This window comes from Enterococcus sp. 125944, assembly GCF_051909435.1.
GTDB lineage: Bacteria > Bacillota > Bacilli > Lactobacillales > Enterococcaceae > Enterococcus_D > Enterococcus_D gallinarum.
The window spans coordinates 112,437-124,865 of the sequence record NZ_JBQASY010000007.1; the positions used below are offsets into that span (position 1 = coordinate 112,437).

General features: G+C 44.2%; 12 protein-coding genes. 9 read left to right on the top strand and 3 right to left on the bottom strand.

Annotated features, from left to right (window positions below):
* Positions 1 to 30 precede the first annotated feature (30 nt).
* Positions 31 to 1,206, bottom strand: a complete 1,176-nt coding sequence (locus ACTFWY_RS08275) for an AI-2E family transporter (protein ID WP_005471785.1) — start codon at positions 1,204 to 1,206, stop codon at positions 31 to 33.
* 170 nt (positions 1,207 to 1,376) lie between these two features.
* On the opposite strand from ACTFWY_RS08275, the gene ACTFWY_RS08280 reads away from it, so the two are divergent.
* Positions 1,377 to 1,580: a hypothetical protein gene (locus ACTFWY_RS08280; protein ID WP_003127523.1), complete on the top strand. Its 204-nt coding sequence runs from the start codon at positions 1,377 to 1,379 to the stop codon at positions 1,578 to 1,580.
* 17 nt (positions 1,581 to 1,597) lie between these two features.
* On the top strand, positions 1,598 to 1,810 hold the full coding sequence (locus ACTFWY_RS08285) for a DUF2922 domain-containing protein (protein WP_003127524.1): 213 nt from the start codon (positions 1,598 to 1,600) through the stop codon (positions 1,808 to 1,810).
* A 210-nt stretch (positions 1,811 to 2,020) separates the two neighbouring features.
* Here the strand turns inward: ACTFWY_RS08285 and ACTFWY_RS08290 are convergent, their stop codons facing one another.
* A complete protein-coding gene (locus ACTFWY_RS08290) occupies positions 2,021 to 2,386 on the bottom strand; it encodes a PaaI family thioesterase (RefSeq protein ID WP_003127525.1) in 366 nt (121 codons plus the stop codon).
* A gap of 126 nt (positions 2,387 to 2,512) precedes the next feature.
* Between ACTFWY_RS08290 and menB the strand changes: the two genes are divergently transcribed.
* From menB to menC, 6 genes are read left to right on the top strand one after another with little or no spacing between them, the layout of a single operon-like run.
* Positions 2,513 to 3,328, top strand: a complete 816-nt coding sequence (gene menB / locus ACTFWY_RS08295) for a 1,4-dihydroxy-2-naphthoyl-CoA synthase (protein WP_003127527.1) — start codon at positions 2,513 to 2,515, stop codon at positions 3,326 to 3,328.
* Positions 3,328 to 4,791: an o-succinylbenzoate--CoA ligase gene (menE, locus tag ACTFWY_RS08300; RefSeq protein WP_176333192.1), complete on the top strand. Its 1,464-nt coding sequence runs from the start codon at positions 3,328 to 3,330 to the stop codon at positions 4,789 to 4,791. Before menB ends, menE begins: the two co-directional genes overlap by 1 nt.
* Positions 4,769 to 6,145, top strand: coding sequence for an isochorismate synthase (locus tag ACTFWY_RS08305; protein ID WP_439927173.1), 1,377 nt, complete (start codon positions 4,769 to 4,771; stop codon positions 6,143 to 6,145). Before menE ends, ACTFWY_RS08305 begins: the two co-directional genes overlap by 23 nt.
* Positions 6,123 to 7,841: a 2-succinyl-5-enolpyruvyl-6-hydroxy-3-cyclohexene-1-carboxylic-acid synthase gene (gene menD / locus ACTFWY_RS08310; protein WP_208774709.1), complete on the top strand. Its 1,719-nt coding sequence runs from the start codon at positions 6,123 to 6,125 to the stop codon at positions 7,839 to 7,841. The genes ACTFWY_RS08305 and menD overlap by 23 nt, the downstream gene beginning before the upstream one ends.
* Positions 7,825 to 8,643: a 2-succinyl-6-hydroxy-2,4-cyclohexadiene-1-carboxylate synthase gene (gene menH, locus ACTFWY_RS08315; protein WP_208774711.1), complete on the top strand. Its 819-nt coding sequence runs from the start codon at positions 7,825 to 7,827 to the stop codon at positions 8,641 to 8,643. The genes menD and menH overlap by 17 nt, the downstream gene beginning before the upstream one ends.
* A 21-nt stretch (positions 8,644 to 8,664) precedes the next feature.
* Positions 8,665 to 9,768 (top strand): o-succinylbenzoate synthase, encoded by a 1,104-nt coding sequence (gene menC / locus ACTFWY_RS08320; RefSeq protein WP_439927176.1) that lies wholly within the window; start codon positions 8,665 to 8,667, stop codon positions 9,766 to 9,768.
* A gap of 119 nt (positions 9,769 to 9,887) precedes the next feature.
* Here the strand turns inward: menC and ACTFWY_RS08325 are convergent, their stop codons facing one another.
* Positions 9,888 to 11,414 (bottom strand): AMP-binding protein, encoded by a 1,527-nt coding sequence (locus ACTFWY_RS08325; RefSeq protein WP_003127533.1) that lies wholly within the window; start codon positions 11,412 to 11,414, stop codon positions 9,888 to 9,890.
* Positions 11,415 to 11,759: 345 nt separating this feature from the next.
* Between ACTFWY_RS08325 and ACTFWY_RS08330 the strand changes: the two genes are divergently transcribed.
* The gene (locus tag ACTFWY_RS08330) at positions 11,760 to 12,413 is read left to right on the top strand and encodes a GntR family transcriptional regulator (protein ID WP_308052207.1); all 654 of its coding nucleotides are present in this window, start codon (positions 11,760 to 11,762) and stop codon (positions 12,411 to 12,413) included.
* Positions 12,414 to 12,429 lie beyond the last annotated feature (16 nt).

Sequence of the window (12,429 nt, forward strand, 5' to 3'; positions counted from 1 at the left end):
AACCGCGCTTAAGCGATTCTCTCTCTTTTACTACTCATCTTTTAAATAGTCTTCACTGGTGAATTCACTGTGAAAATACTTGCCTTCGTCGCCGTAATAGGTATTGTACCGTTGCTTGAATTTGCGGAATCCATACACCACTAATACTTTTAAGAGACAGTAGATCGGTATTCCGAAAATGACACCTACGATCCCCATCAAATCCCCCATAACTAATAAAACAACGAGAATCGTGATCGGATGGATCTGCAGACGATCTCCCATTACACGAGGAACGACCAAGTCACCATGAAGCAGCTGTACGGCGAACCAAGCAATCAGGAATTTGATCAGCATTCCTGTTGAATCTTGTGCTGCGATGAAAAGGGCCGGGAAGAAGACGATAAATGGACCGATATATGGAATGATACATAAAATCCCGGCAGCGATCGCCAAGATACTTGCATATTCTAAACCAATCAGCAAAAAAATCACCCAATAAATTCCGCCTAAAATAAAGGAAGAAATAATCTGTCCTTTCAGAAAGGCACCAACTTGTAGGTCAGCGATCTTTACGATCGTGTTGAAATCTTTACGAAATCGTGGTGGTACGATTGACAGGAGAGAATAATAAAACTTGTTTGGATTTCTTAGTAAGAAAAAAGCAATGATCGGTCCTGTAAACAATGCGATAAACAACGTTGAGATCGTCGAAAAGATACTGCTAAGCCCTGCAGCACCGGTTTGCCAATAGTCACCAATGAAATCCATGATATTGTTGGCAACTTTTTGAAGAGTATCCGTGATCTGATCGATCTGAGCACCAAATGGCGTATTCGCTAGGAATGAGTCAGCGTTTCGCTCGAAATCAGCAATCAAATCTGGGAATTGATTGATCAAATCGGTTGTTTGTTTTTGGATGATTGGATAAAGCTGAAACCCAGCCAAAACGATCACTAAAAGAATCAGAAGATAGATCCCGCCAATGGAAACAATGCGAGGAATCTTTTTCGTTTCTAAGCGATCAACTAACGGATTGAACAAATAATACAAGATCAGGCCGAATAAAAATGGTGGAATAAGAGTAGAAATAATGACAAAAAAAGGATCAAAAAGAAACGAGATTTGTTTAAGTAAAAAAGCAGCGATCGCACAGAGAATGATCAATCCCAGTACATAATAGCTGGTTTTTCCTCCTAAAAATTGGATTAAACGGTTTTTTTTCATAGAAGAGCCTCACTTTCTTAGCCTCATTATAACGAAAGCAGCACTTTCTGTAAAAAAAGAGCGAGTCAAACCAATTTTATTTTTTACTTTTGCTTATTTGATTCGTTTATAGATATGTAAGGGCGCCACTTACGAAGCAATCAAAATACAATAGAGGAGGAAAAGAAGCGATGAAGACCAAAACCACCACAAGGCTGACAATTCGAATCCAAGCACCAGATGCAGAAAAAACTGTCAGTCAGACCGTCAATCAAGTCATGAATGCTCCAGAGGAGGCTAAGATGTTAGCGTTTGGTGAAGCCATGGCAGGATTTTCTAAGAATGCGTCTTTGGCTGGCGTGGTAGAAACGATCCAGAATGAGTACGTAAAATAACGAAAGGAGAGAAAGCGATGAAAAAGCTTCATGCATTATTTTTGACTAGCGAGGGCAAAAAACACACATTGCAGCCAAAAGTTTTTGATGAAGAGATAACGGCAGAAGCAGCACGAACAGCAATGGAGAATATTACAAAAATCGGTATCTTTGAATCAGATGGTGTCCGTTATTACAATGAGCTGTCTGGCGCCAAAATCGTAGAGACGATTGAGACGCCATTGTTTTGAAATAAGTTGAAGTAGAACGTTCATCAAGAAATGCTCGACAATCAAAAGGGACTGTGCCATAAGTCAGTATCCAACAAGTTAAACCGAATAATAGTCTGTTGCTAGGATAGATTCCTCTGACTTTTGCGACGAGGAGTCCCTGCACCGCAGGAGCAATAATCATTAATGTTCGGTTAGTGTTACTTGTAGGAGACTTATGGCACAGTCCCTTTATTTGGTGACGGCAGTTAATGTACAACGTCCGACAGCCGTTTTCGTGCCATCGGATTGTCTGATCGTAGCTTGCCAAGTTTGGATCTTTCCACCGATTCGATCAGGGACAGCTTCCACAGTAACAGTTCCTTGTTTGACCGCTTTTAAATGATTGACTTGTAGATCAATCGCGGCGGCAAATTGGTCTTCAGCTACGGCTTGATTTGCCCCCAGACTACAAGCTGTTTCAATCAAGACGGCATTGATACCACCGTGCAGAAGACCAAAAGGTTGTTTATGCTGATCGGTGACCACTAAAGATAACCGAACCTGAGTAGCGGTTGTTTCTTCGATCTGGATGCCTAAATAGTCAAGTAAGTTCATAGAGTTCCTCGTTTTCTGAGAATTTGATGATTTGATTATAACAAACGTTTGACAGAAAGCAATTTCTAACGAAATTCGCTCAGAAATGTGTATAATGGAAACATGTGACATAAGGAGGAACCTGTAATGAGAGAATGGAAAACCTTAAAAGAATACGATGAAATTTTATTTGAACAGCATGGTAAAGTGGCGAAGATCACGATCAATCGTCCAGAAGTCCACAATGCCTTTACACCGAAAACGGTGTTTGAAATGATCGATGCTTTTTCAATCAGTCGCGATGAACCTGGCATTGGTGTGATCATTCTAACAGGGGCTGGCGACAAAGCTTTTTGTTCTGGCGGCGACCAAAAAGTTCGCGGACATGGCGGCTATGTTGGTGAAGATCAAGTTCCTCGTCTCAATGTGTTGGACTTGCAACGTTTGATCCGGACATTACCAAAACCGGTGATCGCTATGGTCAAAGGTTGGTCTATTGGAGGCGGAAACGTGCTGCAGCTGGTTTGTGATCTAACGATCGCGGCAGATAATGCGAAATTTGGTCAAACAGGACCGAATGTCGGCAGTTTCGATGGTGGCTACGGTTCAGGCTATCTTGCTCGAACGATTGGCCACAAGAAAGCCAAAGAAGTTTGGTTTATGACGAAACAGTATACAGCAGAAGAAGCTTTAGCAATGAACTGGATCAATACAGTCGTTCCTCTTGATCAAGTGGAAGATGTGACGATGGAATGGGCAGAAACGATGCTGCAAAAAAGCCCATTGGCTTTGCGCATGATCAAAGCCTCAATGAATGCCGATACAGATGGGCTAGCCGGAATCCAACAACTTGCTGGCGATGCGACCTTATTGTATTACACAATGGATGAAGCAAAAGAAGGCCGCGATGCGTTTAAAGAAAAACGTCAGCCTAATTTCGACCAATTCCCTAAATTCCCTTAATGAATGGTAGTTGGCTGCAACGGCAAGCACAACTTCATCCAGAACGACCAGCTTTTTATTGGCAAGATAAAAGCTGGTCGTTTGCTGCCTTGCAAAAAGAAGTCACGGCTTATGCTTGCTATTATGAACATCGGATTCCTCAAACAATCGAGCGAGTAGCGATTTTAAGCAATAACTCTCCTGAGATGTATTTCACGATTTTGGCACTTTGGGAATTAGGAAAACAAATTCAGTTCTTAAACACTCGATTGACTGAAAAAGAGCTGTACTTTCAATTAACCGATGCTGCCTGTCAGTGGGTAGTCACCAATCGATCGCTTTCCTTGCCGACAATCAAGTTCCTGCCTTTTGGCAAATTGCAAGAACGTTTTTTTTCTGCGCCGATTTCGATTTACCAAAAAACACAAGTTGCATCGATCATGTACACTTCTGGCACGACGGGTAATCCCAAAGGAGTGCCTCAAACATTTGGCAATCATTTTGCCAGTGCACAAGCCACGCAGATCAACTTGTCGGTGACTGCTGACGACTGCTGGTGTTGTGTCGTTCCGTTGTATCATATTAGCGGTTTATCAATTTTGTTGCGTTCCTTGGTTTTAGGGATCAGTGTTCGATTATATGATCGATTCGATGCGCAGCAAATCGCATCAGACCTAGCTGCTGGTAAAGGAACGGTGCTCTCGTTAGTGACCAAAATGCTGACCGATCTTTTGCCTTTGACTGGAGACAATGGTTACCCTTCATTGCGCTATATTCTTTTAGGTGGTGGTCCGATTGCCAGATCAGTCTTGATGCAATGCCAAGACAAGTGCTTATCAGTTATTCAATCCTATGGGATGACTGAAACTTGTTCGCAAGTCGTTGCTTTGCCTCCAGATAAAGCCGAGGAAAAAATTGGTTCTGCTGGATTACCATTAGCCCAAGTCAATTTGCGGATTCAGTCGCAGTCTTTGAAAGAATCTGTTATCGAAAAAGAAGGAAAACTGGGGGAAATCCAGTTGCAAGGACCTGCGATCGTTACGTGCTATTTGAATGATCGCGGGTTGGAGCAGTGGACGCAGGATGGTTGGTTTGCCACCGGTGATCTTGGCTATTTGGATTCTGAAGGGTATTTGTATGTGGTATCTCGTTTGAGCGAATTGATTATTTCCGGTGGCGAAAATATTTATCCAGCTGAAGTTGAACAGGCATTAGTTAGCCACCCTGCAATTGAAGAAGCGGCAGTGGTGGGCGAGCCAAGTGGAGTGTGGGGACAAGAGCCAGTTGCTTATCTTACACTCAAAGAGCCGATTACATTACCAGAATTGATCGCCTATCTAACCCCACAGCTTGCTCGGTACAAACACCCCCGTCGCTATTATCAAGTAAAAGAAATGCCGCGTACCGCTAGCGGGAAAATAGTAAAGCGTGTATTGCTGACAGAAGAAAGAGTGAACTACATTGAACAGCAAATCAAAGAATGAGTATCAACAAGCATTAGCTGCTGGCAAAAAGGTGTTTAGTCATTATTACCCACTTGCACCTTGTGATTTTGTTCAGTTATATGCTGCTGCCAGTCAATTTATTGGTGAACGTTATTTTTGGCGATCATCAGATCAAGCAACCTGTTTTTTGGGTATCGGCAGTGTGAAACGGTACGCGAACCCATCATTGATTGGTTTTGAGCGGCAGCGTCGAAACCTTAAAAAGCAGCATTTTCAACCAAATACGGACCAAATGGCTGCTACATTATTAGGGGCTTTTGCTTTTGATGAACAAAGCCAAGGAGCAGCAGAATGGGGCACAATCGGCAATGGTCTTTTTGTGTTGCCGAAAATTCTTTTTAGAAAAATAAATGATGTGTATGGTGTGATCTTGACCGTCGAAGCGAAGGATACGAATGACGTGGAAACGCTGTTCGGACAGTTTGCTGATTTACAACAACTCGTTGAGCAATGGGGAAAACAAGCGCAACAGCCTGTAGGGGCTTGTTTGTTGCAGCAAACAGAATTAGACGTACCACAATGGGTAAAAGCGGTCGATGAGACAGTCGCTGCGATCCGCTCTGCAAAAACGCCTTTGGAGAAGGTTGTTTTAGCTCGGCGAATGAAAATCACTACTAAGAAGGAGATTGATTCCTTTGCGGTGTTGGCCCGTCTTGCAGAGCAACAAACCAATACCTATCTCTTTGCTTTTGAAGACGAGGTTTCGTTTATTGGTGCCACACCGGAGCGCTTGTTAAAGGCGACTGCCAGTCATTTCGAGACAGTCAGCATTGCAGGGTCTGCGCCTCGAGGCAACACACCAGCAGAAGATCAGCAAATAGCTGATGCATTATTAACTGATCCCAAAAATACCCATGAGCATCAAGTAGTTGTCAATCGCCTGGAGCAGGCGTTGTCTTCCTTATTGGCGGAAGGGTTCCATTCAGAGGCGCGATCGATCATCAAGAATCGCGACATTCAGCACTTATTCGTGCCTTTGTCTGGCAAGCGGAAGCCCGCTGTTTCTTTTTTAGAAGCAGTGGCTAAGCTGCATCCAACACCAGCCCTAGGTGGGGAGCCAAAAGCTGATGCGCTGGCATGGATTCGTAACCACGAACCTGCGCGTCGGGGATTATATGGTGGACCAATCGGGTGGCTAGGTATCCAAGAAGATATCGGAGAATTTGCAGTAGCGATTCGTTCTGGTGTTTTTCATGGGACAGAAGGCATCCTTTACGCAGGATGCGGGATCGTCGCCGATTCTGTTGCAGAAGAAGAGCGCCAAGAGACAGCCTTGAAATTCCAACCTATGCTAAGAGGAGTGATAGAGAATGAATCAGCAAGTCATGACTGACTACTTGTTGGCAGCAATCCATGGGTTTAAAGCCGCTGGAATAAAGCGAGCGGTGATCAGTCCCGGATCGCGGTCGACACCGTTGGCATTGCTTTTGCATCGGGATCCAGAAATCACTTGTTGGATCGATGTCGATGAACGTTCAGCAGCTTTTTTTGCGTTGGGAATGACCAAAGTCGATTTGCAGCCGACACTTTTACTATGTACATCAGGTACTGCTGCAGCCAATTACTATCCAGCAATTTGTGAGGCGGAAGCCACAAATTTGCCATTGATCGTCTTAACTGCTGATCGGCCACCGGAACTACGTGGTGTTGGTGCACCGCAAGCCATGGATCAGCAAAGTCTGTATGCTTCTCATGTAAAAAAAATGGTAGAAATGACTGTGCCGGAGAATACACCCAACATGCTGAAGTACAGCTTTTGGCAGGCTGCCACGACAACGATCGAAGCATTAAAGCAGCCACGTGGTCCCGTACACCTGAATTTTCCTTTGCGGGAACCATTACTGCCTGACTTCACGCGGACTTGTTCGATCCAACAAAATATCGCTTACCTCCCTACACAGCAATCGCTACCTGCAGCTGTATTGACAGAACTGGCACCATTGTTTATGAAAAAAGGGCTCCTAGTGGTGGGTGAAAGTTTGACACCTTCTGAAGCAGAAACGCTGCATGCGCTTGCCAATCATCTTGGCTGGCCGCTAGTGGGGGATCCACTGACAAATTTGGCCACTTGCGGGGAAACGTCGGCTCATTTTCTCCCACAGGCTGATTTGATTTTTCCACAACTAGATGCGGACTTTATTCCCGAAGTCGTTATTCGTTTTGGTCGCTTGCCAGTGACCAAAAATGTCTTGCTTTGGTTAAGCGGTCTGCCGGAAGGCATCGACTGGCTTTTCGTGGATGAATCTGGACAGTGGCAAGATCAATTGCATCGCTCAGCCTTTTTGCTACAGCTTACGATAGAGGATTTTGTGGAGCAAGTAAGCAAGTTGCCTAGCAGACCACAACCAGAATGGTTTCAGCCATGGCAAAAGCTGCAAGCCGTCGCTGAGGAAGCATTGGCAACGACTCATTCTTTAACGGAGTGGAATGAAACTGCTGCTGTACGGATCTTGCAACAAACATTGGGACATGATGCCCAATTGCTCTTAGCAAATAGTAATGCGATCCGCTTTGTTGATCGATACGGAACGGTTACAGGTAGTGCTTACCAAGTATTTGGCAATCGCGGTGTGAATGGTATCGATGGGTTGATATCGACCGTTGCTGGGATCGCAGCTGCCAGCCAAAAACCGACCTATTTATTGATTGGCGATCTAGCTTTCTTTCATGATATGAATGGGCTGCAATTGCTCAAACAATATCAGCTGCCAGTCACGATCATTTTACTGAATAATAACGGTGGGGGGATTTTTTCCTTCTTATCGCAAAATACCTTGTCAGAAAGTGACTTTGTGCCGCTATTTGGCACCCCGTTGGATCTTGACTTTCAGCAAGCTGCAAAACTTTATGGCGCGAAATGGCACGCTCCAGCAACTTTGACTGATTTTGCCTCCCAAATCGAGCAATCATTAACGACGCCTTGTTTTCAGATCATTGAAGTAGTTGGCCTGCAAAAAGATCCTGTGATCGCTTGGCAAGCGTTGCAACAGGAGTTTCAGAAAAGGATCTCCAATGAAAATAAACGTTAACGGTGTGAACTATTTGTATCAGTGGTATCGACCTTATCTGGCTGATCTGCCGACCCTCGTAGTTCTGCACGGATTTACTGGCACTTCAGATTCTTTTCGCCCAGTGTTTGCTCAAGAAACGTCCTTCAATGTCTTAGCAATCGATTTGTTGGGTCATGGTGGTTCCGCCAGTCATGTGCACCCGTCACGCTATGAGATGATTCAGATGGTAACGGATCTGGCAGAATTGGTGGATCGTTTAACGGTTGACCGTTATTATCTTTATGGCTATTCAATGGGTGCTCGTACGGCATTGGCATGGACGGTTGCTTTCCCAGACAAGATCGCTGGCTTGATCATGGAGAGCGGCTCTCCGGGACTGGAATCAGAATCTGCCCGCAGTCTTCGCCGACGCAATGATCAACGTTTGGCGATACGATTGATTCAGCAACCGCTGGTTGACTTTGTTGATTATTGGCAAGAACTGCCATTGTTTGCTAGTCAAAAACGGTTACCAAAGGAAATACAGCAGCAAGTACGAGCGACGCGTTTGAGCCAACAGGCGTTTGGTTTGGCGATGAGTTTGTACTATAGCGGAACAGGAACACAACCTAGCTTCTGGCAAAATTTGGCAGACATTCAGTGCCCATTTCTGGTTCTCACTGGGGAATGGGATGAAAAATTTTTCCTGATCGCTAAAAAAATGCAGCAGCAACAACCAGCGTTGACTATCCTCTCGGTGTCAAAAGCCGGTCATTGCGTGCATTTGGAACGTCCAGATGTAGTGGCAAATGAAGTGCATGCTTGGTTGACCGCACACTGATATTGGAAAAGGAGAGCGCGTATGAAAATCGTCAAAGCAGAACGGATTGCTTGTCGACTCCCATTGAGGCAGCCTTTTGAGGCGAGTTATGGTCGCTTGACGGAAAAAGCATTTGACCTGCTTGTACTGACCGACCAAGACGGAACCGTAGGTGTTGGAGAATTGGTGGCTTTTCAGCAACCAGATTATATTGAAGAAACGTTGGCTTCAGCTCGAGAAGTCATTAGCAAGTTCTTATTCCCATTGCTGACAGGAAACATCGATCATCCGCGAGATGTTTGGACGTTATTTCAAACAGTTCAAGGAAATTTTATGGCCAAATCAGCAGTTGAAACGGCGATTTGGGATTTATATGGCCGCCAAAAACATTGCAGTCTGACCTCTTTTTATCCTACAACAAGAGACAAGCTTGCTGTAGGGGTCAGTGTGGGGATTCAAGCATCCACAGAACAGCTAGTCGCACAAGTCGCTGATTATGTAGCGCAAGGATATCAGCGAGTAAAAATCAAAATCAAGCCGGGAGTCGACTTAGAGCCGTTGACAGCCGTTCGGGAAACCTTTCCCGAGCTAGTGCTGATGGCTGATGCGAACGGCGCTTATGAAGATCAACCGGAAAAGATTCTCGCATTAGATGAATTGGGGCTGGCAATGATCGAGCAACCGTTGAAGATCCGGGATCTAGTGGGGCATCGCCGTCTGCAGAAGCAGTTAAAGACGCCGCTATGTTTAGATGAAGATATACGTACTGCAGAAGATGTCGCTGTTGTTGCCTCATTAGATAGTTGCCGAGCAATCAATCTAAAAATTCCGCGAGTGGGAGGAATCACCGAAGCGATGCGAATTGTTTCAGCCTGCCAACATTATGGATTGGATGTCTGGCTAGGTGGAATGTTCGAATCAGGAGTGGGACGAGCGTTGAATCTGCAGTTTGCCAGCCAAGCTCCCTTCCACTTCCCTGGTGATCTATCTGCTTCTGATCGTTATTTTTACGATGACATCGTCACTGAACCTGCGAAGATCAAAAATGGCTGTCTTCAGGTGCCTGTTGGTGTGGGAGCGGGCTTCACACTAGATGAAAAGAAAATAGCTGACTATTGTGTTTCCCGTAATCGTTTGTTAGGTTGAACTTTAGAAATAGTTTTTGATCAGCAGATCAATTATCAAGCAGCAAAAAGCACCTTCTCGCTTTTAGTGAGGGTGCTTTTTGCTGTTATTTGGATAAAAGGGCGTGCAAGCGCCTGTTGCTAAGCCTGTTCTTTAAATTCTTTCTCAATTTGCAAACGGCGAACTTTCATTGTTGCTGTACGAGGGATCTTTTCAAAGTCCCAGAGAATTGGCTGATTCAAACGAGGAAGATCTTCTACTGCTTGCCACCAAGCTGTCCAATCCATTTCACGGTTTGGTGCTAAGGCAATGATCGGTTGCGGTGAATTTTCTTTGTCACGAACGATGACCACTTCAGCTAGAAAATCCAATGTATCTAAAAGCAGATCTTCTAAAGCTAAATTACTATCGATGGATTCAATCAGATCCACTTGGCGGTCTTTCAAGAATAAATGGCCTTCTTCATTCATGCTGCCATAATCGCCGCTATCCCACCAATCTCCATAAACATTCTCAGTAAAACGCTGATCTTCTTTATAATAAGTCAATGCCCGTCCTTTGGATAGGAAGTGGATATGTCCGTCTGTATTTGCAGGCAACTCATTGCCGTCAGCATCTGCGATTCGTGCTTTGGTCAAATCGCCTAAACCAATCCCCATATCGCGAGCATCATTTGATTGTATACTTTCTAGCGTATGTGCTTTTAGGATCATTGGGCCGCACTCGCTTTGGCCGTATACTTGCAAGAAGATGGCATCTTGATTGGCAGAAGTTTGTAAGAAAGCTGCCATTGTTTGATTATTGATGGCATCGAATGTGGAGTGATAATACCGTATTCCAGCAAAAGCTTCAGGGTGTTCTTCTGCAACGAATCGCCATTGCACGAAGTTATTTGGGTGTGTCTCTAAGGCAATCGGTGGATTCTCTTTCAACATCCGAACGACGTGAGGACCATTCGCACTAGCAAGAGGCATCATTGGAAAGCCCATAGACATCAAAGAAGAGATCCCAATATTGAAGCGAGAATGAACCGGTGAAATATGGAACGCCACTAATTTTGTTTCTGCGATTTTTGTGAAGACAGTTCGCTGCCACTTTGTCCGCCACCCCATAGAATTGGCCGAGTGACAAATCAATTTTGGTATTCCTGTTGTGCCTGAGGTGTGGGTCATATAAGAAATTTGATCGTGAGGCAATTCGGTTTGGCCAACAGGTTCAGCTGGTTGCAACAATAGATTGCGGACAGCAATCTGCTTGTTCGGGCTGCTGTTTTTGACAGCTGCCACTCGGTTTTCTGTCTCTTCATCAAAAAGGATATAAGGATCTTCTAAGCGGTCAACAAAGACTTCGATCGTTGAAGCTGGAAAATGATAAGAAATCATTGCTGGGACAGCGCCTAAATAAGCAGCAGCTGTAGCTAAAAGATACGTATCAAATTTTGATGATTTATAGATAATGATTTTATCTCCGGCTTGGACGCCAAGGTGGGCAAGTTGATACGCCCGCTTTAAGATTATTTCATGACTTGAATGATATGTGCTGCGGTAACCCAATTCAGGAAAAGCTGGCAAGATCTCATCATGAATGATTGGGACGTCTGGATAAGCCTCCGCCGCATCGCGGTAATTGGTATAAAGATTCAATGGTTGATACGCTAAAATAGACAAGATAACACACTCCTTTAAATTGATGACGGTGTTTTGTTAACTTCGATGGTTAATAAAGTCACCTTTCTCAAACTATGGTTCATTTTAACATAGCGTTTTTTTTAAGAATAGTTACTTTGGGATTTTTTTCACATAACATCTTAAATCAACTGACTTACAAGCCGGGTAGGGCTATTTTGAGACAATCAAGTTTGATTAGTGATACTCGATTGGTATGTTTTGATTGGCACAAGGGCAACCGAGGATAGTTAGAACAAAAGATTCTATTGCGAACATCAGCAGGACGATGGTTGTCAGTATGTCTTTTTATTGCTATCATGAAAAAAAAGACAAAGGAAGATCCCGATGGCCAAAAAGATACAAAATAAAAAACATGTTTCGCTTCCTCGATACCAGCAGATCGCTGTGGAGATCGCGGAAAGAATCGTGGAAAATCGCTACGAAGTTGGACAAAAGGTTCATGCCCGTTCGACATTAGCCAGTAACTTCAATGTGTCGCCAGAAACAGCCCGTAAAGCAATCAATGTCTTGGTCGATTTGGGGATCATGGATGTCCGTCATGGGAGCGGCGCGTATATTGCCTCAAAAGAAAAGGCGCAATCTTTTTTGGATCAATACAAAGATGTTCAATCGATCCAAGAGATTCGTAAAGACATTTTAGAAAGCGTTGAACGGCAACAACAAGAGCTGGATAATTTTTCGGAACTATTGAATGTTTTGGTTCGACAAACGAAAAAAGTGCATAATATGAGCCCTTTTCTGCCATTTGAATTGTTATTGAAAGAAGATGCCCAGCACTTAGAGAAAAGTGTCCACGAGCTGAATATTTGGCAAGTAACGGGAGCAACCATCGTGGCAATCCAAACGGAACAAGAGTTATTGCTCTCACCAGGCCCTTACGCCAAGTTTAGTGCCGGCAATACGATTTATTTTGTCGGAAATGAGTTGGCACTACAACGTATGACGAACTTTTTTTATCCACAAGACTCCACTAATTGAAGAGCGAAAGATTCCA

Coding starts and splice junctions, on each gene's coding strand:
- ACTFWY_RS08275 (WP_005471785.1), bottom strand. CDS start 1,206: ATGAAAAAAAACCGTTTAATCCAATTTTTAGGAGGAAAAACCAGCTAT.
- ACTFWY_RS08280 (WP_003127523.1), top strand. CDS start 1,377: ATGAAGACCAAAACCACCACAAGGCTGACAATTCGAATCCAAGCACCA.
- ACTFWY_RS08285 (WP_003127524.1), top strand. CDS start 1,598: ATGAAAAAGCTTCATGCATTATTTTTGACTAGCGAGGGCAAAAAACAC.
- ACTFWY_RS08290 (WP_003127525.1), bottom strand. CDS start 2,386: ATGAACTTACTTGACTATTTAGGCATCCAGATCGAAGAAACAACCGCT.
- menB (WP_003127527.1), top strand. CDS start 2,513: ATGAGAGAATGGAAAACCTTAAAAGAATACGATGAAATTTTATTTGAA.
- menE (WP_176333192.1), top strand. CDS start 3,328: ATGAATGGTAGTTGGCTGCAACGGCAAGCACAACTTCATCCAGAACGA.
- menD (WP_208774709.1), top strand. CDS start 6,123: ATGAATCAGCAAGTCATGACTGACTACTTGTTGGCAGCAATCCATGGG.
- menH (WP_208774711.1), top strand. CDS start 7,825: ATGAAAATAAACGTTAACGGTGTGAACTATTTGTATCAGTGGTATCGA.
- menC (WP_439927176.1), top strand. CDS start 8,665: ATGAAAATCGTCAAAGCAGAACGGATTGCTTGTCGACTCCCATTGAGG.
- ACTFWY_RS08330 (WP_308052207.1), top strand. CDS start 11,760: ATGGCCAAAAAGATACAAAATAAAAAACATGTTTCGCTTCCTCGATAC.